At 56.1% G+C, this 24,582-nt stretch carries 27 protein-coding genes and 1 tRNA gene; 12 read left to right on the forward strand and 16 right to left on the reverse strand.

All coding sequences use genetic code 11. The features are described from left to right. Positions 1–63: 63 nt before the first annotated feature. On the reverse strand, positions 64–429 hold the full coding sequence (locus ABRP31_RS11790; RefSeq protein ID WP_087273318.1) for a hypothetical protein: 366 nt from the start codon (positions 427–429) through the stop codon (positions 64–66). Positions 430–660: 231 nt separating this feature from the next. Here ABRP31_RS11790 and ABRP31_RS11795 point away from each other — a divergent pair, with 231 nt between their 5' ends. Further along, positions 661–1,476 carry a shikimate 5-dehydrogenase gene (locus ABRP31_RS11795; RefSeq protein ID WP_349970789.1) on the forward strand — a complete coding sequence of 272 codons (816 nt, stop codon included), beginning with the start codon at positions 661–663 and terminating at the stop codon, positions 1,474–1,476. 41 nt (positions 1,477–1,517) lie between these two features. Here the strand turns inward: ABRP31_RS11795 and ABRP31_RS11800 are convergent, their stop codons facing one another. After that, positions 1,518–2,183, reverse strand: a complete 666-nt coding sequence (locus ABRP31_RS11800) for a DUF480 domain-containing protein (protein WP_349970790.1) — start codon at positions 2,181–2,183, stop codon at positions 1,518–1,520. Between the two features lie 153 nt (positions 2,184–2,336). Between ABRP31_RS11800 and ABRP31_RS11805 the strand changes: the two genes are divergently transcribed. After that, complete coding sequence (locus ABRP31_RS11805; RefSeq protein ID WP_087273312.1) at positions 2,337–2,846, forward strand: DUF1993 family protein; 510 nt, start codon at positions 2,337–2,339, stop codon at positions 2,844–2,846. Positions 2,847–2,870: 24 nt separating this feature from the next. On the opposite strand, the gene nhaR is transcribed toward ABRP31_RS11805, so the two are convergent. Beyond that, positions 2,871–3,773 (reverse strand): transcriptional activator NhaR, encoded by a 903-nt coding sequence (gene nhaR, locus ABRP31_RS11810; protein ID WP_349970791.1) that lies wholly within the window; start codon positions 3,771–3,773, stop codon positions 2,871–2,873. Positions 3,774–3,905: 132 nt separating this feature from the next. Here nhaR and ABRP31_RS11815 point away from each other — a divergent pair, with 132 nt between their 5' ends. Next, complete coding sequence (locus tag ABRP31_RS11815; RefSeq protein WP_087273309.1) at positions 3,906–4,142, forward strand: hypothetical protein; 237 nt, start codon at positions 3,906–3,908, stop codon at positions 4,140–4,142. A gap of 31 nt (positions 4,143–4,173) precedes the next feature. Continuing rightward, entirely contained in the window at positions 4,174–4,935 is a 762-nt protein-coding gene (locus tag ABRP31_RS11820) for a TerC family protein (protein ID WP_087273307.1), read from the forward strand. Positions 4,936–5,042: 107 nt separating this feature from the next. On the opposite strand, the gene ABRP31_RS11825 is transcribed toward ABRP31_RS11820, so the two are convergent. Further along, positions 5,043–5,219: a hypothetical protein gene (locus ABRP31_RS11825; RefSeq protein ID WP_349970792.1), complete on the reverse strand. Its 177-nt coding sequence runs from the start codon at positions 5,217–5,219 to the stop codon at positions 5,043–5,045. 222 nt (positions 5,220–5,441) lie between these two features. On the opposite strand from ABRP31_RS11825, the gene ABRP31_RS11830 reads away from it, so the two are divergent. Further along, positions 5,442–6,128 (forward strand): peptidase C39 family protein, encoded by a 687-nt coding sequence (locus ABRP31_RS11830; RefSeq protein ID WP_349970793.1) that lies wholly within the window; start codon positions 5,442–5,444, stop codon positions 6,126–6,128. A 52-nt stretch (positions 6,129–6,180) separates the two neighbouring features. Here ABRP31_RS11830 and ABRP31_RS11835 read toward each other — a convergent pair whose 3' ends face one another. Beyond that, a complete protein-coding gene (locus tag ABRP31_RS11835) occupies positions 6,181–7,464 on the reverse strand; it encodes an FAD-binding oxidoreductase (RefSeq protein ID WP_349970794.1) in 1,284 nt (427 codons plus the stop codon). A 186-nt stretch (positions 7,465–7,650) separates the two neighbouring features. On the opposite strand from ABRP31_RS11835, the gene ABRP31_RS11840 reads away from it, so the two are divergent. After that, positions 7,651–7,727 (forward strand) — tRNA-Val (locus ABRP31_RS11840). Between the two features lie 195 nt (positions 7,728–7,922). Here ABRP31_RS11840 and ABRP31_RS11845 read toward each other — a convergent pair. The 3 genes from ABRP31_RS11845 to ABRP31_RS11855 all read right to left on the reverse strand — a co-directional run bounded on the left by ABRP31_RS11845 (position 7,923) and on the right by ABRP31_RS11855 (position 9,029). Further along, entirely contained in the window at positions 7,923–8,156 is a 234-nt protein-coding gene (locus ABRP31_RS11845) for a hypothetical protein (RefSeq protein ID WP_349970795.1), read from the reverse strand. A 131-nt stretch (positions 8,157–8,287) separates the two neighbouring features. After that, the gene (locus tag ABRP31_RS11850) at positions 8,288–8,536 is read right to left on the reverse strand and encodes a PLD nuclease N-terminal domain-containing protein (protein WP_087270061.1); all 249 of its coding nucleotides are present in this window, start codon (positions 8,534–8,536) and stop codon (positions 8,288–8,290) included. Between the two features lie 121 nt (positions 8,537–8,657). Next, complete coding sequence (locus tag ABRP31_RS11855; RefSeq protein WP_349970796.1) at positions 8,658–9,029, reverse strand: hypothetical protein; 372 nt, start codon at positions 9,027–9,029, stop codon at positions 8,658–8,660. A 404-nt stretch (positions 9,030–9,433) separates the two neighbouring features. On the opposite strand from ABRP31_RS11855, the gene gvpU reads away from it, so the two are divergent. Further along, a complete protein-coding gene (gvpU, locus tag ABRP31_RS11860; RefSeq protein WP_087270067.1) occupies positions 9,434–9,901 on the forward strand; it encodes a gas vesicle accessory protein GvpU in 468 nt (155 codons plus the stop codon). Positions 9,902–10,078: 177 nt separating this feature from the next. After that, positions 10,079–10,510 (forward strand): universal stress protein, encoded by a 432-nt coding sequence (locus ABRP31_RS11865; RefSeq protein WP_087270070.1) that lies wholly within the window; start codon positions 10,079–10,081, stop codon positions 10,508–10,510. A gap of 21 nt (positions 10,511–10,531) precedes the next feature. Here the strand turns inward: ABRP31_RS11865 and ABRP31_RS11870 are convergent, their stop codons facing one another. Next, positions 10,532–10,891, reverse strand: coding sequence for an NUDIX hydrolase (locus ABRP31_RS11870; protein WP_349970846.1), 360 nt, complete (start codon positions 10,889–10,891; stop codon positions 10,532–10,534). A gap of 374 nt (positions 10,892–11,265) precedes the next feature. On the opposite strand from ABRP31_RS11870, the gene ABRP31_RS11875 reads away from it, so the two are divergent. The 4 genes from ABRP31_RS11875 to ABRP31_RS11890 all read left to right on the forward strand — a co-directional run bounded on the left by ABRP31_RS11875 (position 11,266) and on the right by ABRP31_RS11890 (position 15,707). Next, positions 11,266–11,619, forward strand: coding sequence for a hypothetical protein (locus ABRP31_RS11875; protein ID WP_349970797.1), 354 nt, complete (start codon positions 11,266–11,268; stop codon positions 11,617–11,619). Positions 11,620–11,629: 10 nt separating this feature from the next. Continuing rightward, positions 11,630–11,866 carry a hypothetical protein gene (locus tag ABRP31_RS11880; RefSeq protein WP_349970798.1) on the forward strand — a complete coding sequence of 79 codons (237 nt, stop codon included), beginning with the start codon at positions 11,630–11,632 and terminating at the stop codon, positions 11,864–11,866. Between the two features lie 226 nt (positions 11,867–12,092). Continuing rightward, on the forward strand, positions 12,093–14,975 hold the full coding sequence (locus tag ABRP31_RS11885; protein ID WP_372489380.1) for an EAL domain-containing protein: 2,883 nt from the start codon (positions 12,093–12,095) through the stop codon (positions 14,973–14,975). A 171-nt stretch (positions 14,976–15,146) separates the two neighbouring features. After that, the gene (locus ABRP31_RS11890) at positions 15,147–15,707 is read left to right on the forward strand and encodes a hypothetical protein (RefSeq protein WP_087270082.1); all 561 of its coding nucleotides are present in this window, start codon (positions 15,147–15,149) and stop codon (positions 15,705–15,707) included. A 230-nt stretch (positions 15,708–15,937) separates the two neighbouring features. Here ABRP31_RS11890 and ABRP31_RS11895 read toward each other — a convergent pair whose 3' ends face one another. The 7 genes from ABRP31_RS11895 to ABRP31_RS11925 form a co-directional block, all read right to left on the reverse strand. Continuing rightward, the gene (locus tag ABRP31_RS11895) at positions 15,938–16,876 is read right to left on the reverse strand and encodes a carbohydrate kinase (protein WP_349970799.1); all 939 of its coding nucleotides are present in this window, start codon (positions 16,874–16,876) and stop codon (positions 15,938–15,940) included. A gap of 44 nt (positions 16,877–16,920) precedes the next feature. Further along, positions 16,921–18,402 (reverse strand): xylulokinase, encoded by a 1,482-nt coding sequence (gene xylB, locus ABRP31_RS11900; protein ID WP_349970800.1) that lies wholly within the window; start codon positions 18,400–18,402, stop codon positions 16,921–16,923. A gap of 7 nt (positions 18,403–18,409) precedes the next feature. Then, positions 18,410–19,894, reverse strand: coding sequence for a mannitol dehydrogenase family protein (locus ABRP31_RS11905; RefSeq protein WP_349970801.1), 1,485 nt, complete (start codon positions 19,892–19,894; stop codon positions 18,410–18,412). A gap of 18 nt (positions 19,895–19,912) precedes the next feature. Next, complete coding sequence (locus ABRP31_RS11910; RefSeq protein WP_087270094.1) at positions 19,913–21,016, reverse strand: ABC transporter ATP-binding protein; 1,104 nt, start codon at positions 21,014–21,016, stop codon at positions 19,913–19,915. 159 nt (positions 21,017–21,175) lie between these two features. Further along, entirely contained in the window at positions 21,176–22,009 is an 834-nt protein-coding gene (locus tag ABRP31_RS11915) for a carbohydrate ABC transporter permease (protein WP_095093944.1), read from the reverse strand. Between the two features lie 10 nt (positions 22,010–22,019). After that, a complete protein-coding gene (locus ABRP31_RS11920; RefSeq protein WP_238599592.1) occupies positions 22,020–22,952 on the reverse strand; it encodes a carbohydrate ABC transporter permease in 933 nt (310 codons plus the stop codon). Positions 22,953–23,024: 72 nt separating this feature from the next. After that, a complete protein-coding gene (locus ABRP31_RS11925) occupies positions 23,025–24,335 on the reverse strand; it encodes a sugar ABC transporter substrate-binding protein (protein WP_087270099.1) in 1,311 nt (436 codons plus the stop codon). Between the last annotated feature and the right edge of the window lie 247 nt (positions 24,336–24,582).

Below are 24,582 nucleotides of genomic sequence, written 5' to 3' on the forward strand. Positions count from 1 at the left end.
GGGATAGTTAATCGACAGGTGAAAAAAAGCCCCGTCGGTAAGGACAGGGCTGATTATTAATAATTACCAGCGGCCGCGATCGTAATAGCCGCGAGGTGGGCCGTAGTAACCCGGTGGTGGGCCGTAATAGCCACGTGGCGGACCGTAGACACGCACTGGCGGTGGCGAAACAACCTGATAAACCGGCTGGTAGTAGACCGGCTGCGGCGGCGCCTGAACATAGACTGGCTGCTGCACATACACGGGTTGCTGTTCGACATAGACCGTTCTGTCGCGACCGGACGAAACCGCCGCGCCAACAACACCACCCACAATTGCACCCACAACAGCAGGGCCTGCCCAGCCACCACCGCCACCATGAGCGTTTGCCTGGCCGGCCATGGCCAGAGCAGCTAACAACAAGGCAACCTTGGGGATTTGACGAATCATGACTGTTCCTCGGCTTTCAACCCGTTGTCGCGAGCCTGCATTACTCTCAAGCACTGCCACGGGATAACTCTTCAGACAGCGCTTTGCGGAAAAACTGCGAAGCCGCTAAGTAAATTTTGTGTAAGGTAGATTTTGTATCAGGTGCAGGGCGAGTTTCATCACGCCGTATTGCGGTGCTAATAGTACGCCTTCCATTGAAGCTTTTACCAATACCGTTCAGGAGAAACCAACATGCCCATGAGCCCTGACAAGGAAACCATTCTGTGCATGTCGCTCGCTGCAAGGCCGGGTAACTTCGGTGTACGTTTCCATAACCATCTGTATCAGCAGTTAGCGCTCAACTATTACTACAAAGCTTTCAGCCCTTCGGACCTGCCAGCCGCCATAGCAGGAATGCGATCATTGGGCATTCGGGGTTGTGCTGTATCCATGCCGTTCAAGGAAGCAAGCATTCCTCTGATTGACGAAATGGATCCCTCTGCGGCCGCCATTGCGTCGATCAACACCATCGTCAATACCGCAGGCCATTTGAAGGCCTACAACACCGATTACATCGCTGTCGCCCAGTTGATGGACAGTCGGGCTGTTCCACGAACTGCATTTGCCGTGCGCGGCAGCGGCGGCATGGCCAAGGCTGTTGCTTTCGCCATGCGTGATTCAGGTTTTACCGATGGGTTGATTATCGCCCGTAATGAACGCACAGGCCGGGCATTGGCGCAGTCTTGTGGTATGCGCTGGCAGGCGGAGCTGGATAAAGAACGACCGCCGCTACTCGTCAATGTCACCCCGCTGGGCATGACCGGAGATCAGGCTGACGAGTTGGCATTCAGTCTGGATGCTATCGAGGCGGCAGACACCGTATTCGACGTCGTCGCCAGTCCAGCAAATACGCCGCTGATTGAGGCGGCCCGGGCTCGCAATAAGCGCATCATCAGTGGCGACGAGGTAGCGGCGATCCAGGCACTGGAACAATTCGTGTTGTACACCGGCATACGTCCGAGCGCAGAGCAGTTTCAGCAGGCCGCCGCGTTTGCCCGGGCAGGATGAGACCGGTGTTCCGCCCGGTTTGATCGATGATCTGGCAGCGATTACTCGAGTTTGGACAGGCGCTCTTCGAGTGCGGCGATGCGGGCTTCAAGTTCGTCCATGCGCTCCGCCGACGCTGCACTCCCAGACGATGAGCGTTCGGGCTGGCTTTGCCGGGTCGCGATGATTTCCTCCAGGTCATCCGCATTGCCTAGCGTATGCATATAGCGATCTTCACGCTGGCCTGACTGGCGGGGCAATAGAATCGCCAGGCCTCTGGCGATTAGCCGCTCCAGTTGATGAATCACCTGCTCGGTGTCTTCAAAGTCATGCATCCGATTGCTACGGGTCAGCAATTCGTTGACTGTTTGCGGTCCGCGTAGCAACAGAAGACCGGTCAGGATGACTTGCGCAGGCACTAATTCCAGCTTTTTTTCGACGCGTTGTTCCCAGCGATCAGCGCGGCTACCCATGACCAGGCGAACCAGGCCGCGGCCTTCAAGTGCACGCAGGCTTTGGCCAACCGCACCGGGGTTGAGGTTCATTACCGGGTCGCGGCTGGTTTTCTGATTGCATGCGGTGACTAGCGCGTTGAGTGTCAGCGGATACGTTTCCGGACTGGTGGCCTGCTTTTCGATCAGGCAGCCTAAAATGCGTACTTCAGTGCTGCCAAGGTTCAACGCATCGGGTTGTTCTGAGGGATTGCTTGAGGACTGTTCTGTTGACATGGCTCTTTCCGTAGGCGATGGCGGGCGCCCAGACTAGGGCGTGCTGAACAATATTTCCAGCAACAACCATCAGGCGCTGGGTGAGATGTGAAAACAGCCAGCGTGGTTAGCTGCACGTGCCTATAATCAGGCACTTTCTTTTAAGGACCTGTCATGACCATTTCCCTGTACTCCGCTTCCGTTCCGGTTTTCCAGCAAATGCTTAACGCGTTGAGTCAGATCCTGACCAAGGCTGAAGCTCATGCCACAGAGAAAAATATCCAGCCTGAAGCCTTGCTGCAGGCACGTCTGTATCCGGATATGCTGAATTTTACTCGTCAGGTCCAGATCGCCGTGGACTTCGCCAAGGGCGCATCAGCGCGTCTGGCTCAGGTTGAGATGCCGAAGTACGACGACACTGAAACCAGCTTTGCGGAGTTGCAGGCCCTGTTGGCCAAGACTCTGGCCTTCATCGGCAGCATCAAGCCAGAGCAGATCGACGGCAACGAAGAAATTGAAATCATCCTTCGCCCGGGTACCCCTAAAGAAAAGCGTTTTACCGGTCAGACCTACCTGTTGAGCTACAGCTTGCCGCAGTTCTTCTTCCATGTGACTACCGCATACGACCTGCTGCGTCACAATGGCATCGAAATCGGCAAGCGTGACTTCATGGGCACTGTCTAAGGCGCTGGATAAGCTCTCGCGTGCCTAAGCTGCGTCGGTAAACAGCTTCTGTCGGGCACCTTCGGTAATCGCAACGATGCCAGGGTGCTTGACCTTGCGCTCCACTGAAATGGCGTAAAACGACTCGGTCACGGCATCTGTCTGGCCGAGTAGCTGCACACCGTACTGCGCCTGTACTTCATCGGCGATCACGCTCGGCGCGACGAATATTCCGCTGCCCGATTTGCCGAAAGCCTTCATCAGCGCACTGTCATCAAACTCCCCGACGATCCGCGGCTGGATTTTCAACTCTGCAAACCAGCGCATCAGTCGGCTGCGCACCACGGTTTCCTGTCCGGGAATCAGTAGAGGCGCGCCCTGCATGCCGAATGGGAAATCCTGTCCATAGCGTTCGAAAAGCTCTGCAGTGGCAAAAAAACTGATCCCGCATTCGCCGAGCTTCTGGCTGTAGCCCTTGATGTCGAGGTGTGAAGGCATCGGGCTGTCGGAGATCACCAGATCCAGCCGCTGAATCGCCAGGTCGGCCAATAGACGTTCAAGCTTGTCTTCGCGGCAGGTAATGCGAATGGGCTCGCTTAGCTCCATGGTCGGTGCGATAAGCCTGTAAACGATGGACTTGGGCACCACGTCAGCGACGCCCACGCGGAACAGTATCTGCTGCTCATCGGGTTGCGCTCGCAGCACGGACTCCAGCTCGTTGCCAAGCTGGAACATCTGTTCGGCGTAGGGCAGGGTGATGCGTCCGGCCTCAGTAAGCTCCAGCTGCCGACCGACACGTTGAAACAGATCAACCCCCAGCGACTGCTCCAGCAGGCTGATCTGGCCGCTGATGGTCTGAGCGGTGAGGTTTAACTGGTCGCACGCGCGCACGATGCTGCCAGTCCTGGCGACTACCCAAAAATAATGCAGCTGTCGGTAGTTGAGCATGAAAAGGTCTCAGTTCGGTTTTGCCGAAGTATACCGCTTAAAAATACGAATTTTCCTGATGGTCAGACCTCTCTAGAATGCTGGCCTATCGCCGGAGCATCATATTAGCCGGTTAAATTTTCGAGGCTCTAGATGATCAAACCCTTTTATGCTGTATTACTGGCCTTGCCGCTCATTGTTCTGACCGGTTGCGACCAGATTGAAACATCCAGCAAACAACTGCTGAGCACTGCTGCTGATTCTGCCAAGCAGGCTATCGACGATACTCACAAGGCCGCAACGCAAGCGCTGGACGATGCCAAACAGGATCTATCCATGGCGCAGCCCGAAGCTGAGAAGAAAGACGACGAAAGCAAGCAAGAAATCTGACCTTAATACTGACTGAATCAGGGCAATACATATGGAATACCTGTTAGAACTCGCTTCAAGTCCTGCAGCCTGGATCGCCTTGGCCACCCTGGTGGTCATGGAGGTCGTACTGGGCATCGATAACCTGATTTTCATTTCGATCCTGACCAATAAGCTACCGGCCCATCAGCAGCAGAAGGCCCGTCGCCTGGGTATCGGTATGGCGCTGTTCCTGCGTCTGGGCTTGCTCAGCACCGTTGCCTGGATCGTGCAACTCACTGAGCCGGTCATCGAGATTCTGGGGCAGGTGTTCTCCTGGAAAGACATGATCCTGATCGCCGGTGGTCTGTTCCTGGTCTGGAAGGCTACGACCGAGATTCACCATAGCGTCGATATCAAAACCGAAGAAGAGAAGAAGCTGGACTCCACCATCACCCTCAGCATGGGTGCGGCGATCAGTCAGATTCTGGTCCTCGACCTGGTGTTCTCCATCGACAGCATTATTACCGCTGTAGGCATGACTGAGCACTTGCCGATCATGATCATCGCTGTGGTATCTGCTGTGATTGTGATGTTGGTGGCTGCCGAGCCTTTGGCCAAGTTCATCAATGAAAACCCGAGCGTAGTGATGTTGGCGCTGGGCTTCCTGATCATGATCGGTATGACGTTGATCGCGGAAGGCTTTGGTGCTCACGTACCGAAAGGCTACATCTATGCGGCGATGGCTTTCTCGGCTTTGATTGAAGTGCTGAACATGTGGGCACGCAGGGCTAAGATCAAAAGAGAATCAGCCGCTCAGGCATCCAAGGCTTGATAGTCAATGATTGTGAGTAAAAGCTCACACGTAAGCTGACCAGCAAGCGGCCGTTATGGATAACCTCCATACCGGCCGTTTTCAGTTACGAGTGCTCAGTTGAAATCTCAATGGGCCGGCGCGTGTCGGCGGCTTTTGATCGGCTTCATTGGTTTCGGCGGCACAGGTTCTACGCTGCGATGGTGATGATGACGACGAGAAATACGCATCACACCCCAGAGCATGGCGGTAGCAACGGCCAGCCATGCGGCGATCAGCATCACGATTGTCATTTCCAGGCTCATACGTCCTCCACGGACCCTTCTTTTCATTTGCGGTCCTGATAATCGACAGTCTAGTACCTGGCATGTTTCCGTTAGTTGACCAATGGTCGAACAGTCATGACCGATTTGATCTATGCACGGCTGCAGACTGTACATTGAGGCTATACCCCGTGCCTGGTGCGTCCTATTATCGTTGTCCGAGCCGGGCCGCGGGTTGTCCGGCGTTTTTTGAAGTGAGTAAAAATGTCGCCGGTATTTCTCTTTTCCCGTGTCGCTGGCTTGAAGCGGTTGGGAGTGCTCGCAGCGGTTTTTCTGGCTCTCGGGGGCTGTGCTTCGGCTTTGAGCCCTGAAATCAAACGTCTGCCTGACCGCGTCGAACTGAATAACGTGCCGTTTTTTCGCGGCAATGCTTACCAAAGCGGGCCGGGCGCGCTGGCGAGTATGTTGTCTTATCAACGGGTGCAAATAACCCCGGGGTTGCTGGATAAGTCCCTTCAGTTGCCAGGCGGTGAGGCACGACTTGAGCAGAGCATGCAGCAAGTGGCGCGACAGTATGGTTTTCTGGTTTACCCCCTGAATGGTGGGCTGCAGTCGCTACTGACGCAGGTCTCGGCGGGGTATCCGGTAATGCTGCGTTTCGCCGAAGGCACGGTGTTCACGGAGCCACGTTACGGCGTTCTGGTGGGCTATAACCGCAACAAGCAGACCGTATTGCTTCACGCAGGCATGAATCGACATTTGCTGATGAGCTTCAGCAGCTTCAGCTCCGCGTGGGAAAAGGCCGGTAGTTGGGCGGTGCTGATTCAGAACCCGCGTCAATTACCTGCCAATCTTGATGAGCAGCGCTGGTCGAAGGCCGCAAACGATCTGGCTCAGGCAGGGCAAGAGCAGGCTGCTGGCGAAGCGCTCAAAACCCTGAAAGCACAATAGTCCGATATAGCGGCGCCAGACCAGGTGCCGCTCCCTTGGCCAGCCGTTGCAATTAAAAGCCGTACTTGTCTCTAAGGCTGTAGTACCAAGCGCCTAACGCTGTAAGGGGAGTACGCAACAACTGTCCGCCGGGAAAAGGGTAGTGTGGCAGGCTGGCAAATGCGTCGAAGCGTTCGGCTTGACCTCGCAAGGCTTCGGCAAGCACTTTGCCAGCCAGATGTGTGTACGTCACACCATGACCGCTGCAGCCCTGCGAGTAATAGATGTTGTCACCCAGACGACCGACCTGAGGTAAGCGCGACAAGGTCAGCAGGAAGTTGCCGGTCCACGCGTAATCAATCTTTACGTTCTTGAGTTGCGGGAAAGCCTTGAGCATTTTGGGACGAATGATTGCTTCGATATTCGCCGGGTCGCGTGCACCATAAACAACGCCGCCACCGAAGATCAGGCGCTTGTCGGCTGAGAGTCGATAATAGTCCAGCAAATAATTGCAGTCCTCAACGCAGTAATCCTGAGGCAGTAGCGTGCTGGCCAGCTCCTCACTCAACGGCTCAGTGGTGATTACCTGAGTGCCGCAAGGCATGGATTTAGCGGCCAGCTCCGGCACCAGATTACCCAGATAGGCATTGCCGGCCACGATCACAAAGCGCGCTTTAACCCTGCCGGATTCCGTGTGCACAACAGGATGGGCGCCACGCTCGATCCGCACGGCTGCAGACTGTTCATAAATGACGCCGCCGAGCGATTCCACCGCGGCCGCTTCGCCCAGCGCCAGGTTCAATGGGTGAATATGTCCGCCGCTCATGTCGAGCATGCCGCCGATGTACTGCTCGGATGCAATCATTTCGCCGATGCGACGCTTGTCGAGCAGCTCAAGTTGCGTATGGCCATAGCGCTCCCACAAACGTTTCTGCGCTTCCAGGTGCCCCATTTGCTTGTCGGTGATGGCAGCGAACACACCACCGTCCTTCAAGTCGCACTGAATCTGGTATTTCGCGATACGTTCGCGAATGATCGCACCGCCTTCGAACGCCATCTGCCCGAGTAGCTGTGCCTGTTCAGGACCAACCGAGCGTTCAATGACATCAATATCGCGGCTGTAGCTGTTGACGATCTGGCCGCCGTTGCGCCCGGAAGCACCGAAGCCGACTTTGGCGGCTTCTAGGACTGTGACTTTGAATCCGTGTTCAAGCAAAAACAGGGCGCTCGACAGGCCGGTGTAGCCCGCACCAATGATACAAACGTCAGTTTCCACATCACCCTGTAACTGCGGGCGCTCCGGTGCTGGATTCGCCGAAGCCGCGTAGTAGGACTGCGGGTAAGGAGTGTTCGCCATCCTTCAACCTCCGTTTAATATTTTTTACGAATGGCTCGATCCTACCCGAGATCAAAAATCTCCACCAGCCAGTGACGAAACTAAGAGGTAAAACAGAGAAGGTAAAAAAATTCGCATATTCATGGAGTTAGCGCGAAAAAAGGTGTTGACACACATTCGAATATCCGTAGAATGCCGACCCACAGCAGGCGCGTAGCTCAGTTGGTTAGAGCACCACCTTGACATGGTGGGGGTCGCTGGTTCGAGTCCAGTCGCGCCTACCAAACAAAATCCGGTCCTGCTGCCGGTACAGAAGGGCTCACCGAAAGGTGGGCCCTTTTTTGTTGGCCACTATTCAGCAGTTTTGGAAATATTGTTGAAAAACTGTTAACCGCAGATGAGCAGGCCGCTAACAGATAGCGGCCTTATCTCGCGCCTTATCCTTCGCGCGCACTCAAAATCCCTAGTGAACGCAACAGTCACTGACCGCAATGCTGTATGCCACCCTCTGTTCGAGCGTACATCCGCTGTCCCGCAAGGCGCTCATCAATCGTTGCAGTAGCATGCGGCGGCACCTGCCCCGAATGGGCATTGGCAGGTGTATCGCATATGTGCGATGGCGGAATGCATAGCGCCTTGAGCAGGGTCGACTCTGCATCCAGTGTTTTAGCGGCTTTCGCATGATTCGCTGCGATTTCACTGAGAGTTGACACGGTGTATCTCCTGGGGATTCCCGGCGCATCGCTGCGTCCATGAGCTGGTGTGTTGATTTCGCGTCAACATTACGTCTTTTGAGTGTTGCTACTGGTGTACGTTGCAAACGTTGCGCCAGTGGTGAGACCGGTCAGCCGCGAGATTCTGAGCGGACTGTCTTGGTCTTTGGGCCCATTACTATCCAGGCCAGCAACCCCAGAACGGGAACGAATACCAGAGCCAAAATCCAGAGACATTTGCTTTCGCGGCTGCCTTCGCTCTTGATTATTCGCATCACTACCAAAAACTCTACTACCACCAAAATGACCGCCACTATGATCCACAGCAGGGGCATATTCATGATGGCAGCTAACACGTTCCAACTTTCTGGATTACCCATAGCCTTGCTCTCCCTTGGTCGTTACTGTTTAGTCACGACGGCGCTGCAAGGGTTCAATCGGCTCTGATTCTGGAGGAGGGCGCGCGCTATGTCGCGGCAGGGTTTGTGCTGTGCTGTATAGCTAATAATCTGCTGCGTTTTTCAGCAGCGCTGCTGCCGCGTTGAACTCTTCAAGAGAATTAATGCGCCAGTTATGTGGATCTCGCAGGTAGTGATTCAGCAGCCAGTGAATGGTTGCCGCCTGCTCGTCTTCAGCGCGTTCTGGAACATGGTGGCCCAATCCTCGTAGCACCTGCGCAGTAGCTTGGCAGCCAAAATTGGGCCTGCTCAAAATAAAGCGAAGGTCCTGCGTCATGTGAAGCTCGGTTGATGTTGAAAGTAGCGCCTGTAGTTCCAGCATCACCGAGGGCATGTCCATCGCATCAGCGGTCATTGATGCTGAGATTCGCTCGAGCAGCGAGACAGGAATGATTGCATATTTTTTCTTATTCATAATCCTCCACTCCAGATGATGCCAACTAGATAATATTATATTGGCATCATTTAGTGGTACGACAAAGACCTTCTCCATTAAATGACTTGTCGTCATAAACCGTTGATATTCGTTTGGATAGTTTTCTTATTTTCAGGTTACGGAAAGCGTTGCCATGGCCTGGATTCTCCATGCGCCGATCCATTCAGTCTGATGTGCTTGTTTCGGGGGGGGAGTGTTAAGGGGCAAGTCATTCAGAGACTGAAAACTCAGTTTGGCTGGCGCCTGGATTAACCGGAAAGCAGGACTCGTCCTGTCGGCGGCATGGCTGCTCGTTGAGGGGATACGCAGACACCTCAGGTTTCGTTTTTCACAAAACTGAGCTATAGCTAAAGCTCATTATCTTGCATGGCAAGGAGCTGTCGATGTCGGAAGTAGAGCAGAGCCTCACGGGCACGTCCTCGGACGTGAAATATGATGAACTGATCGCGCATCTGAAGGACCAAGGCAAGCAAATAGACTGGTTGCTGCAATTTCTGGTCAAGTTTGTCGTAACGACGCCGGTGGAAATCGGTATAACCCTATCGGTCGGCGGTAATCTTGTATCGGGTCAGTTGATCTCCCACGATACTTATTTCAAGCAACTGGCTGAGGACATGGCGGCACCGTTGGCGCAGTTTGACGGTGGTGTTGACGAGTCGATGAAGCAGATCATCCTGTCTTTCACCCCCGGAGAGTCGGCGGATGAAACGACCGCATTTCATTTCATCCATTTGAAAAACTGTAAAACTTATTCAAATGACCAGAGCCCGATTTGCGCAGAGGGCGTTTTGTGGCGAGGCAAGATTGCTTCGGTCGACGGGTTTACGATTGGCTTGCTGGCCAGAACCTGAATCCCCCGCTCCCCATCAGACCCCGGCATTAGCCGGGGTTTTTTTTATAGCCAAAATAATCTTTCACTCAATAAAAAGCCTGCAGAAATTGAGCTGGATCAACTCAACTCTCCTTAGCGGTGGCGGCGGGAATAGGGTCTGCCTAATCTTGTTCTTACACACCAAGGGAGATACGTCATGCATAACGTTCTGGTCGCTTATGATGGCTCACAGCCTTCAAAACGGGCACTTCAATACGTCATTGAACAGGCACGTGACAGTGCGAGCCCAATGCAGATTCACGTCATCAATGCCCAGCACGGCGCCGTTGTGTACGGTGATTACGTGACTGCCAGCATGATCGAGGAAATAAACAATGGACTACTGGATGAGGCCGATAAGGTGCTAAAGGAAGCCGCTGCGACTCTGGCTGCGGCAGAGGTGGCGCACAAAACCCATGCTGCGATGGGGAATGTGGCTGAACAGGTCAATGCTGCCATTAAACAATTGGGGTGCGATACCGTAGTAATGGGGACCCGAGGCCTTGGCAGTTTCAGCGGGCTAATGCTGGGCTCTGTAGCCAACCGCGTCATTCATGAGGTTTCGGTGCCAGTGATACTGATTAAATAGAACGCGCTGAGCAGTCAGGACTTACTGTCTGGCAAACGATTTGACGATCGATTTGGTTGCAGCGCTGGCATTGAGCTCCCGGACATTTTTGGCGTGAGACCATTTGCACGCCGCAATTTCATTTAGCGGTTCAGGTTTGGCCGATGACGACAGTAAGGCCATGAATATGTAGTGCATGACGTTGTCTTTTTCGTACTCAGACAAATAGACAAGGTCGAGGTCTCGCAGCCCGGTTTCCTCGCTGAGCTCGCGAGCTGCAGCCTGCGCGGGCGTCTCGCCGTCTTCGATCTTGCCGCCTGGCAAAGCCCATCTCGATTTGGGTTTGCGTACGTACAGAATCCTGCCGTCGCGTTTGCAGATTATTGTCGCCCGTTCTTTCATCGTTGGTTCACCTTGTATAAGCGCCATGAAGTCAATCCGGCGCCTAACTTCAATTTCGTGAAGGTGATCAGGATGCCTGGGGTGGTAACTTAAATGTCACAAAAATTTAATAAATATGACTTAAGCACGATTGATGCCATATGGCCAAGCCTTATCTGTCTATCGGTACGTACTTGAGAAAACTTGAGCGATCAGACGCTCTCCTTATGCATCGCACTTGCGATCGATGCCACGGATGCCTAAACGACCGGTTGTTCAGAGGCGGTATCGTGTTTCGTCCATCGCTGGTAGCTCTGCTAGAACGCAATCCTTAAGGAATTCACGTTATTTTTGCCCCGGAAAGGTGCATAAAAAGGGTGTTGAGGACGATGTGTATGCTGATCCCGATTATCGCGCTCAGATTGAACGCGCTTATTAAATACCGCCCATCGGAAGATTTACGCTATATCGATCTCAAAGGGGTCGATATCAATTGCAAGGAGCTGATTGTCCCAATCTCTCCATCGCTTGGAAGGCTCATCATGACCATGCACAATGATTTCAGCACTCAAGCAAGCACCTTGATGCTTGAATTGAACGATGCGACCACAGTAATGATGGGGATGGTGGGCGCGCACCGGACGACGGGGCCTCTCTGGTTGGCCGCAACTGCTCGGCAAAGTCTTTCCTTCGGTCGATGGAATGCGTTTATAAACCGTTCTGACGTTTTTGGTCCGGCTCTCAGCTAGCGTGAATGGCATGACTTCTCGTCACCTCGTTTCATACCGATTCAACGGGCAAGTGCGCCAGCACGAGCTCGAGCTGGCGCAGCGCCAGTTGCTGCCTCACGTTGCGGCCCTGCACTTGTTGCAGTTGCACTTCGGAGATGCAGAGAGCGGTCTGGTCATGCCAAGTGTTGATGCGCAACCCGCAGCTATACTGGGCCAAGCGCAGCTTTTAGGTATTTCCAGCATCACCTCTCACCTTGTCGACTAAACCTTTTTATAAGTCGATATGCTCGCCTGTCTAACCCTGTTCTGTCACTCCTCTTCGATAGCTTTTCAAGCAAATTTATAAGGGATGCATTGAGCCTGCCCCAAGGCTGAAGTGCGCTCGCCGATAAAACTGGCGATATTCTTGCAGCTGATATGAATATGCCACTTGCACCGTTCTGTCGGCGCCGCGAATATAAGCGCCTGCTGTCTCTGGTTTCGGAGCTTTCATGAGTGTTCCTCCCTTGGCCCTAGACCGACCGCATTTGAGTCCTGGCGAAGATCCCACGACCGGACATCTGGCTGACGTCGGGCTGGCTGCTATGGCGAACCCCGCTGGTGAACCTATCGAAGTTGTACTTGCCGCCATTCAGGAATGCATGGGGGATGTGCCATGGGCGGTGTATGCCGTCGGCGATCCCATGCACTTGTTGGGGCATGGCGAAGGTCAGATGCGTTGGTCGGTGAGTGTCGCCAACGACAGGTTCGACGATTTCTGTCGTGAATACGCATTGCAGCGTTGGGCTGCCGGCAAGGGTGAGGGCGTTCTGGCCTGGCTTGTCGCGCCGCGAAGCCAGGCGACTAACGTTGAACTCGCTGCGCTTGCCCTGCGTCTCGGCACTCGTCTGCAGATCGATGCGTTGGCTCGGGCTCAGATCACCCAACGGGTGCTGTATGAAATTACCTATCTTGCCAGTTCGACCCGGGATCGCAGTGCGTTTCTTGAAGGCGTGCATCATCAGTTGGCTTCTCTGATCGACGCGGAGAACTTCTACCTCGCGCTTTATGACCCTGGCAGCGACAAAATCACCTATCCGTATTACATCGATATCACCGATGTTGAAGCGCTAGAGTCCGAAGCTTACGAGTACCTGGACCGCTCCCGCTTGTCGATGACCGGATATGTTCTTAACAGTGGCCAGCCGCTTTTTGTCGATGCTGCCGGGATAGAGCGTGCGCGTGCCCAGAAGCGCTTTTATTGCGTCGGGCATCAGCCCGAGTTCTGGATGGGCGCCCCCCTGAAGAATGCCTCGGATGAGGTATTTGGCATGCTTGCCATGCAGGTTTACGACGTTTCCCGGGTGTACAGTGCCGAAGATCGCGCCTTGTTTCTGGTCGTGGTTCGCCATGTGGCCATGGCGCTGGATCGTATTCTGCACCGCGCCGATCTTGAGCGAACGGTCATGCTCCGGACTCAGGAGTTGTCGGCCCTCAACGCTGCATTACGGCAGGAGGTCGCTGAACGCGAACGTGCCGAGCATTTGCAAAGCGCGCTGTTTCAGATTGCTGAGTTGTCCAGTCAACCCGGTGACATGGCGGAGCTGTTCCACAGTTTGCACTTGATCGTCGGGGAGCTGCTGGTCGCCCTGAACTTCTATATCGCTCTGTTCGACACGTCCACGGCGGAAGTCACCTTTCCGTACTATGTCGATGAGCGCCAGACCACGCGTCCGCCTGCGCGCCGCGGTCAGCGAGGCCTTACTGAGTACGTTATTCGTCAGCGCCGTGCCTGCCTGATTGATCAGGATGAAACCCTGAGGCTTGAGAGGGCGGGTGAAATCGAAGTGGTCAGGGAGGGGATCCGCTCGTCTTCATGGCTAGGCATTCCATTGTTCGACGGCAATGATGTGCGTGGCGTGCTGGCCGTTCAAAGCTACTCGCCATTAGTGCGCTACTCACTGCGCGATCAAGAACTGTTGACCTTTGTCTCCCGCCACATCGATACCGCGTTGTCCCGGCGCAGTGCAGCGGAGGCGGTGCAAACCGCCAATTTGCGTCTGGAGGCCCGGGTTCAGGATCGAACTCGCGAGCTCGATTACGCCAATGCCAAGCTTCAGCACGAAAACTCTCATGACTCGTTGACCGGCTTGCCCAACCGCAGTCATTTACAGCAACGCCTGCAGGCGGCCTGGATGGACTTTCGCAGTCATGGTTGCGAGCTGGGAGTGATGTTCATAGATCTGGACCGCTTCAAACTGGTAAACGATAGCCTGGGTCATCATTTTGGTGATCAGTTACTGACGCAGGCCGCTGATCGTCTGCGTGGCTGCATGCGCGAAACAGACTTGCTGGCACGGTTGGGCGGCGACGAGTTCGCCGTTCTGGCGGCGGGCGCGCCTTTGGACGTGGCTATTGGTATTGCCGAGCGAATCCTCGCTGCCTTCGACCTGCCGTTCTTCATTGACGGGCACGCGGTATTTTCATCCTGCAGCATTGGCGTTGTCGGTGCCGACAGCCAGTTTCACCAGATGCCAGCGGATTTGCTACGTGACGCCGATATGGCCATGTACCGGGTCAAAAATGGCGGACGTGACAGCTTCGCGGTGTTCAATCAGGAGCTGCGCCGCGAAGTTTCCGATCAGGTCGAGCGCGAGGCTGCTCTGCGTAACGCCCTAAAGCGCAACGACGAACTGATTCCTTACTTTCAGCCGATCATTTGCGTTAACACAGGCCAGCTTCTTGCCCTTGAGGCGCTGATTCGCTGGCGCCAGCCCGACGGTAAAATCCTGGCCCCAGGGCAGTTTCTGCCGGCACTGGAGGGGTTGCGGCTGATTGGCCGGCTGGATTTGTACATGTTGCGTTGCGTGGTGGAGATTCTCGCGCGGCCTGGCAATGAGCACTGGCCAACGGTGCATGTCAATTGCTCCAGCTACAGTATTACGCGTCCCGAATTCGCCGGAGAAGTGCTGACCCTGCTGGCAAATTACGACATGGCACCCTCACGGATATGTCTGGAGCTCACCGAAGGTGCATTGGTGGCAGAGCCCGAGTTGGCCCGTCAGTCCATGAAGCAGCTTGCAGACCATGGTATGTCGGTAGTGCTCGATGATTTTGGCGCAGGCTTTTCGTCCCTTAGTTACGTCCATCAATACCATTTCAGTGGCTTGAAAATCGACAAGTCGTTCACCCTGGAACTGACCACCAGCTCCCGCAGTCGGGCTATCGTGCGGGCAATCGTACGGATGGCCGAATCCCTTGATCTGACGGTGGTTGCCGAAGGCGTCGAGGATCAGGCAACGCTTGATCTGCTGCGCGAGATCGGCGCTGGTCAGGCCCAGGGCTACTTCTTCGCCGTGCCGTTACCGCAAGACCGGCTGCAGTTGAATATCTAGGTGACCGGCAATCCTCGGCCACAATTGGCCGTGGATTGCCGGATTGTTCCTGCCACTTGCCAATCAGCATGCCAGCAGCCCACGGATTTCGAGGCTTTCGCCGCGGTGGGTAAAGTGGCATCGGTATTGCTCTGCTTGCTGGGCAGCACAATTGGCAACAGGAGGTGAGCAATGAATACCGCTAGTATCAGTGCGCTCCATCATCTGGTTTCTCAGGCGGTGGGTCGCAAGATTCAAGAGGATGTGGCAACCGATGCTTTCTCGGTTCCGGTCGGCGCAGCCAGCGCGGTCCCGGCCGTTGATGCCGTCGCGCAAAATAACGGTAGCCAGCAGAACGCAGCTTATGACGAGGCCTTCGCCAGAATGCTGCTCAGCCTGAAAACGGCTACGCAAAAAGCTGAAACCGAAACTGAGCCTTCGTTTATTTCGGCGGCCAACGACAGCAACATTGCTGCCCGCGATTCTGCGGTGACCAGCGAAGCTGACGTGGCCGAAGGTGTCTCGAAGTTTACTTCGGCTCAAGAGGAGTTCCGCGACTACATGGATTTGACGCCCGCGGAGAAGATGCGCGAACAACTGACCGGCGTCAGCAAAGACGAGTACGAAGCCATGTCGCCTGAGCAGAAACTGGATGTCGACACCAAGCTTCAGGCCGCCCTGAAAGAGCAGCAACAACAGACTACCGCTGACGTGAACAGCAAAATCCTGGCGGCCAGACTGGCGTTGGTTTGAGGCTGGCTTTTGTTTGACTGGCGAGCCTGTTACTGGCGAGTCTGTTCAAGGGCGCCTGAGTCAGGCGCAGGTTTGCCCGCAAGTTGATGCTATCTCGAACGGTGTGGAGCCGAGCTTGCTCGCGACAAGGCTGGACGCGGTTCAGTTCAGAACACTTCTGGCCTTAGCGCGAGCAAACTCGGCTCCCCCACAGTTCCGCGCTTCCCGTTAAAGTGTTGGCTCTAAAGCCTTCACCCCAACTGATCCCGATACGGCAAGTCCGGCCCGACCTTGGTACAGGTCAGCGCCGCCGCTTGCACGGCGAACTTGAGCATCTCATCGACCGTATGTTTGCGCAGGGTCGGCAAGCAGAGCGGGTCATCGAGCTGGTGTTCGGTCAGGAAGGTAATCAGCGCCGCCTGGAAGGTATCTCCTGCACCCACAGTGTCTACGGTGGTGACGGTTTGTGCCGGTACCGACCAGCTGCCGTGCTGGCGAGTAAAGACCGTTGCTCCCTGAGTACCCTGAGTCAACACGACCAATTGGCAACGCTTACTCAGCCAGCTCCGGGCGACGATCTGTGGGTCTTGGTCGGGGTAGAGCAGGCCCAAGTCCTCGTCGCTGACCTTGATGATGTGAGCGTGCTCGGCGAAAGCGTTGATCTGTTCGCGCCAACGGTTGATATCCGGCGCCGGATTGAGGCGCACATTGGGGTCCAGCGTGATCAGCCGTTTTCCGCTCTCCCGGGCCACCAAGGCAAGCAGCGTATCGGCGATGGGCTGAACCACCAGTGAAAACGAACCGACATGAATCCCGCGTACCTGCTCGTCCAACTCTGGAAGGTGTTCAAGGCGCAGTTGTCGATCCGCGCAGCCCTCGCCACGAAAGCTGTAATGCGGCGAGCCGTCGGCACCAACTGCCACCATTGCCAGGGTGGTGGGGGCTTTGAAGTCGATCAGGTAATCAGCACTTACGCCTTCTTTATCCAGCACGCTGCGCAGGCGTTGGCCCAAGTAATCATTGGAGAGCCCGGCAAACAGTCCGGCTTCGACACCAAGGCGCCGCAAGCCCACGGCGACGTTGAAGGGCGAGCCGCCCGCGATAGCCTGAAAATCCAGCTTGTTGAGTTGCCCGCCCTTGTCGGGCTGGCTGAAAAAGTCGAACAGTGCTTCGCCACAAACGAGAAACATAGGTGCTCCTGAAATAAATGCGTCAGTCGGGCCCAGAAGTTGGCTCAGAGCGCCTGCAACTGATTGCGATACCGCTCATAGATCTGCTGATAGCTGGCGACGTTCTGTGGGACGGGCCGGGTTTCACTGCTGTTATCGAGGCTGACGCAACGGGCACACAGAATATCCAGCGTCTCGCCTGCTTCCTGTAGATTGGCGCAGCACCAGGTGGCCTGGATTGCAGCACCCAACGCCGCTGCTTCCGCCTGCTCGGTGCAAATCACCGGGGTATCCATGATGTCGGCTACGATCTGCCGCCATACCGCGCTCTTGGCGCCGCCGCCGATCAGGCGGATGTTAGCGCTTTTGATGCCGCTGGCGCGCAACAGGTCCAGTCCATAGCGCAGGCCGAATGTTGTGCCTTCAACCACTGCCCGACACAGGTTGGCTTGGGTCAGATTGGTGGCGTCCAGTCCCAGAATACTGCCGGTAGCGTGGGGCAGGGCGGGCACACGCTCGCCATTCAGAAACGGCAGCATCGATACGCCTTCGGCACCAATCGGGGCCTGGCTTACGGCCTGATTGAAAGCAGCGATGTCCAGGCCCAATAGCTCCCGCACCACGCCGGTGGCGTTGGTCAGGTTCATGGTGCAGATCAAGGGCAGCCAACCGCCGGAGGACGAGCAGAAGGTCGCGACTGACGCCTGTTCACTGACCCGTGGCTGATCGGCAAAGGCATAAACAGTGCCCGAAGAACCCAGGCTCATGGTGATTACACCCGGATGAATGTTGCCAGTGCCGATGGCGCCCATCATGTTGTCGCCGCCGCCACTGGAAATCACAGCGTTGGGATTGATGCCCAGACGTCGAGCAATCTCTGGCAAGATCGTGCCGACCGGCTCGTGCGCCTCCAGCAATTCAGGCAGTGCCCGGCTCAAGTTGCCGCTCGGGTCAATGTGCTCAAGGATCGCCAGATCCCACTGCCGAGTGCGCACATTGAAATACCCGGTACCCGATGCATCGCCATATTCGCTGGCGCAACGACCGGTCAGCCAGTAGTTGAGGTAATCATGGGGTAGCAGGATCTTGTCGATGCGCGCAAAGAGTTCGGGGTGCTGCTCTTTGGTCCAGAGCAGTTTGGACACCGTGTAGCCCGGCGCAATGGCAATGCCAAGACGCCGCAGCGAGCCACTTTCGCCCCCCAGATACTCCAGCAATTGGTCATTTTGCGGCGTGCTTTCGGTGTCGCACCACAGTTTGGCCGGGCGCAGCACCTGACCGTCGGCATCCAGCAGCACGAGGCCGTGCTGCTGGCCCGATACGCCAATCCCGAGTATCTGCTCTCCGGAAATGCCCGCTTCAAGCAGCGCCCCGGCAGTCGCTTTTTCGAAGGCGTCCAGCCATTGCTGCACGTCCTGCTCGCGACGACCGTTGTGACCGCTGATCATGCTGTGCGGCGCAGCGCCCTGGCCTAGAACCTGCCCGGTGACTGCGTCGAGTACGATGGCCTTGGTGCCTTGGGTGCCGCAATCGATTCCGAGAAACATAGGCACCTCAGGCGGTTTTGGCCAACAGGTTTTCCAGAGTTTTGCTGACGCCCAACTGCTTGAGGCTGTTCAGGTTCTTTTCGAAGGCGGCGACAAACTCGGCTGACTGGGGAATGGCAGTACCGAAGATCTCCTCGACGTCCAGCAAGCGCTGAACGATCAGGACATCGTCGGCCACCAGTGCCTTACAAAAATCCGCACGCGGATCGACGATCTTGTAGGCCACGCCGTTTTCGCCTTCGCTGCCTTGCAGGTACAGCGCCCAGGCGGCCACGACCAGCGATGCGCGCTCCAGGTTACCTTGATCGACAATCAGTCGATTGATGGTCGGCACCGTGAATTTGGGAAACTTTGACGAGCCATCCGAGCAGACTCGCTCCAGTTGATCTGCAATCGCCTGATTGGAGAAGCGCTCGATCAGCGTGTCCTTGTAACCTTCCAGATCTATGCCCGGCACCGACGCCAGTTGCGGCGTGACATCCAGATCCATGTACGCGCGGATGTAGGCAACGAACAGCGGATCATTCATGGTCTCGTGAACGAAACGATAGCCCTTGAGTGCGCCCAGATAAGTCAGCGCCAGGTGGCTGCCGTTGAGCAGCTTGATTTTCATCTCTTCGTAGGGTGTGACGTCGTCAGTGAATTGCACACCGACTTTCTCCCACGCCGGACGACCGTCGACAAATTTGTCTTCCAGCACCCATTGCACAAAGGGCTCGCAGACCACTGGCCAGGCATCATCAATGCCTTTTTCATCGGCCAGCTTCAGGCGATGGGATGTGCTGGTCATTGGCGTGATGCGGTCGACCATGGCATTGGGAAAGCTGACCTCTTCGGCAATCCAGTCATGCAAATCCGGATTACCCAGCGCAGCGAATGCCAACAAGGCCTTGCGCGCCACGGCGCCGTTGTGTGGCAGGTTATCGCAGGACATCACGGTGAACGCAGGGGTGCCGGCGGCGCGGCGTTTTGCCAGCGCGGCGCAGAGCAATCCGAAAACGGTGCGCGGCGCGTCTGGATACGCCAGATCGTGCTGGATCTGCGGCAAGTGGCTCATGAACTCGCCGTTACTGTCATCAATGCAGTATCCGCCTTCCGTGATGGTCAGCGACACGATGCGAATCTGCGGGCTGGCGAGCTTGTCGATGACGGTCTGGATATCGTCTTCGGCTAGCAGCATGGCGCTGATGGACGCGATGATCCGGGTTTCAGTGTCGGGCGTATCGCCCAGTTCATAGAGCGTGTAGAGGTAATCCTGACCTGCCAGAGCATCACGCACGCCACGGTCTTCCGGGCGCAAACCGATGCCGCAAATGCTCCAGTCCAGACCCTCGCCACTGTTCATCAGTGCGTCGGTATAAAACGCCTGGTGCGCACGATGGAAACCACCGACGCCGATGTGGGCAATGCCGTGAGTAGTGCTTTCAGGGCTGTAACCGGGCAGGGCAATACTGTCCCCAAGCTGAGACAAATTCTGTTTGTTCAGTTTCATGGCAATGATCCCTAATTCTCAGGCGGCGACCGGCAGGGCTTTGGCAATCACCAAACCCTGAGCGTCGAACAGGTGGCAATGGGCGCTATCCAGATGCAGGTTCAGGGTGTCGCCGTACTGGCTGGCCAGATCCCCGCGAATGCGCATGGTCAGGGCTTCACCGGAGCGGGTCCGCACGTGGCAATAAGTGTCGCTGCCCAGACGCTCGCTGACGTCGGCAATGACTTGCATCTGGCAGTCGCCTTCTTTGGCCAGATTCAGGTGCTCCGGGCGAATCCCAAGCGTCACCGGGTCGCCAACGCTCTGCTGCGCATTACCGAACGGCAGATTGATCGTGGCGCCCGCATCCAGCGTGACTTCGCAACCGCCAGCATCGACCCGGCTGATCTTGCCCTTGAGGAAACCCATCTTTGGCGTGCCAAGAAAACCCGCGACAAACAGATTGGCCGGATGGTGATACAGCTCAAGCGGGGAGCCCACTTGCTCAACTTTGCCGCCATTGAGCACCACGACTTTGTCGGCCAGGGTCATGGCTTCGACCTGATCGTGGGTCACGTAAATCATTGTCGCTTGCAGTTCTTTGTGCAGGCGCGACAGCTCAAGACGGGTTTGCACACGCAGGGCGGCGTCGAGGTTCGACAAGGGTTCGTCGAACAAGAAGATTTTCGGGTTGCGCACGATCGCGCGACCAATCGCTACCCGCTGGCGCTGACCGCCGGACAGTTGTTTGGGTTTGCGTTCCAGCAAAGGGCCAAGCTCAAGGATGCGGGCTGCCTCATCGACTTTCTTTTTGATGACGGCTTTATCGCCACCGGCCAGATCCAGAGCAAAAGACAGGTTCTTGCCCACGGTCATGTGCGGGTAAAGGGCATAAGTCTGGAACACCATGGCCAGGTCGCGCTTGGCAGGTGTTACCTGAGTGATGTCACGGCCATCCAGCTCGATGGTCCCGGATGTCACATCCTCCAGCCCGGCAATCAGTCGCAGCAGGGTGGATTTGCCGCAGCCCGACGGGCCTACAAACACCACGAACTCGCGGTCCTTCACGTCCAGATCGATGCCTTTGATGATCTGGTGACCGTCGAAGCCTTTTTGCAGATTTCTGATGCTGAGGTTAGCCATGGTGGCCTCCGTTCTTGTTCTTTAAACCTGATGAGTACTTCTGTAGGAGTGAGCTTGCTCGCGATGGGGGCAGATGCTCGGCAAAAATATCGCCTGATATGACGCTATCGCGAGCAAGCTCACTCCTACAGGGGGCCGTGTTTAGTGCAACACAGCGGGTTATTTCACGGCCCCGAACGACAGGCCGCGCACCAGTTGCTTCTGGCTGATCCAGCCAAAGATCAGGATCGGCGCGCAGGCGAGGGTCGAGACGGCGGAGAGCTTGGCCCAGAACAACCCTTCGGGGCTGGAGTAGGAGGCGATCAGGGCAGTCAGTGGCGCTGCGTTGGACGACGTAAGATTCAATGACCAGAATGCTTCGTTCCAGCACAGGATCAGCGACAACAGCGCAGTGGATGCCAAGCCGCCTTTGCAAATCGGGATCAGCACCTTGAAGATTTCCTGCCGGGTGCTGGCACCGTCCAGTCGCGAGGCCTCGAGGATTTCCCCGGGGATGTCCTTGAAGTAGGTGTAGATCATCCAGACCACGATAGGCAGGTTGATCAGCGTGTAGATCACGATCAACGCAATGCGGCTATCCAGCAGACCAAAGGTCTTGGCCAGCAGGTAGATCGGCATCAGTACGCCCACCGGGGGCAGCATCTTCGTCGAGAGCATCCACAGCAGCGTGCTCTTGGTGCGTTTGGTCTCGAAAAAGGCCATGGAGTAAGCCGCAGGCACCGCGATCAGCATGCATAGGATGGTTGCGCTGAACGAGATGACCACCGAGTTCCAGGCGAAGTGGAAATAGTCGCTGCGCTCCTGAATGTGCAGGTAGTTTTCCAGGGTCGGCGTGAAGATGAATTGCGGCGGCGTGGCGAACGCGTCGATCTCGGTCTTGAAGCTGGTCAGCACCATCCAGAAAATCGGGAAGAAGATCAGCGCCGCTATCAGCCAGCACAAGGTGCCGAGCAGCACGCTTTGCAGGCGTCGGGATTGTTTGAGCGTCATCATGATTCGGCCCTCAGGACTTGTCAGTGAGGTTTTTGCCGATCATCCGGATCAGGATGATTGCAGCAATGTTGGCAATGACCACGGCAATCAAACCGCCAGCGGACGCCATGCCCACGTCGAATTGCAGCAAGGCCTGGTTGTAGATCAGGTACGCCAGATTGGTTGATGCGAAACCTGGACCGCCATTGGTGGTGGTGAAGATTTCCGCAAATACCGAGAGCAGGAAGATGGTTTCGATCATCACCACCACGGCAATTGGCCGCGCCAGATGCGGCAGCGTCAAATGCCAGAAAATAGCGATAGGCCCTGCACCATCAAGCCGTGCGGCTTCTTTCTGCTCCTGATCCAGCGATTGCATGGCGGTCATCAGGATCAGGATGGCGAACGGTAGCCACTGCCACGAAACAATGATGATGATCGACAGCAGGGGGTAGTTGGCCAGCCAGTCAATCGGCTGGGCGCCAAACAGCTTCCAGACCCAGGCGAGGATCCCGGACACGGGATGGAAAATCAGGTTCTTCCAGATCAGCGCGCCCACGGTGGGCATGATGAAGAACGGCGAAATCAGCAGCACGCGCACAATGCCGCGACCGAGAAACTCGCTGGCTTCCAGCAGTGCGGAAATCAGCACACCCAGCACCACGCTGATCAACAGCACGCTGCCGACCAGCAATAGCGTATTGGTCGCACCGGGAAGGAAACCGCTGTCGGTGACGAAGTATTCGAAGTTTTCCAGGCCGACGAATTCGTTCTCGCCGGGGTTAAGCAGGTTGTAACGGATCAGCGAGAAGTAGATGGTCATGCCCAGTGGGACGATCATCCACACCAGCAACAGCAGGACCGATGGGCTGACCAGAAACCAGCCCGGTTTTGTCACGCTGCCTTTAACTGACGGATTATCGTCGGGCGTGACGGCCTGAGGCTTGATAGTTGAGGTTGTCATGATGGCGATCCTGGGTGCAAAAGGAGAGCAGGGTGTCGGGGCGCACGCACCCCGACTGATAGTCAGCAGCGACTATTTCTTTGGATAACCTGCACGCTTCATGTCCCGCTCGGTGGAGCTTTGCGCGTTTTTCAAGGCTGCATCAGGGGTTGCCGTGCCCACCAGCGCGGCGGAGAACTGCTGACCGACCGACGTGCCGATGGCCTGGAACTCAGGAATGGTCACCAGTTGAATGCCTACGTAAGGCACAGGCTTGAGGGTTGGCGCTTTGGGCGTCACTGCCTTCAGCGATTCCAGCGTGATGTTGGCGAACGGTGCGGCTTTTTTATACGCATCGGTGTAGGTCGAGGCGCGAGTCCCAGGCGGCACGTTGGACACGCCGTCTTTTTCGGCTACCAGTGCTGCGTACTCTTTTGAGGTCGCCCATTCGGTAAAGGCTTTGGCGTCAGCCTGGTTTTTCGCGCTGGTCGGGATTGCCAGTGCCCATGAATACAACCATGCCGAGCCTTTGTCGGTGACTTCATGAGGGGCGTAAGTAAAGCCTACGCTGTCTGCGACCTTGCTCTGGCTCTTGTCGGTAACAAACGAACCGGCCACGCTGGCATCGACCCAGATGGCGCATTTGCCGCTGTTGAACAGCGCAAGGTTTTCGTTGAAGCCGTTACTCGAAGCGCCCGGAGGGCCGGATTTCTTCATGGTGTTCACGTAGAAATTCAGCGCGTTCTTCCATTCCGGCTGGTCGAACTGCGGCTTCCACTGCTCATCGAACCAGCGTCCGCCAAATGAGTTGGCGACTGTGCTGATCAACGCCATGTTTTCGCCCCAGCCCGCTTTGCCTCGCAGGCAGATACCGTACTGCTCTTTGGACTTGTCGGTCAGTTTGTCAGCGAATTCGGCGATCTGCGTCCAGGTAGGGCGTTCCGGCATGGTCAGGCCCGCGGCCTTGAACAGGTCAGTGCGGTAGTAGGTAATCGAGCTTTCTGCATAGAAAGGCAGTGCAAACAGTTTGCCGTCCACCGACAAGCCATCGCGTACTGACGGGAACACGTCATCCAGCGCGTAGCTGGCGGGCAGGTCCTTCATTTCTTGCAGCCAGCCTTTGGCACCCCACAGCGATGCTTCGTACATGCCGATGGTCAGCACGTCGAACTGTCCGCCTTTGGTGGCGATGTCTGTAGTCAGACGCTGGCGCAATACGTTCTCTTCGAGGACGACCCACTTGAGTTTGATATCGGGATGCTGTTCTTCGAAAGTTTTCGACAGCCGCTGCATGCGGATCATGTCGCTGTTGTTGACCGTAGCGATGGTGACTTCGCCCGCAGAAGCGGTGGCGCAGAGTGTCAGACAGGTACCGGCAAGCAGAACTTTTGCAGAGGTCTTCATTTATCACTCCTCTTCTGCGCCCGGAGAGCTACAGAAGGTCGGTTATTGTTTTTGTGTCTTCCGGAGGTAAGGAAGATGTGGATTGATTACAGCGGGCGCAGGCGCAGATGACAAATCCTGCAAGACACTTGGACTGATACTTTTTTGCACTGATTGCCACGCGGAAAAACGCCCGAGACTCTGCTGCGGCCACGCCGCAACCGTCTGCGGCGCAGTCCTAGCGTAGACGTTGCACGAGGCTGCGGGG

Origin of the sequence: Pseudomonas caspiana (assembly GCF_040224095.2) — a bacterium.
In the GTDB taxonomy this organism is placed as follows: Bacteria; Pseudomonadota; Gammaproteobacteria; order Pseudomonadales; family Pseudomonadaceae; genus Aquipseudomonas; species Aquipseudomonas caspiana.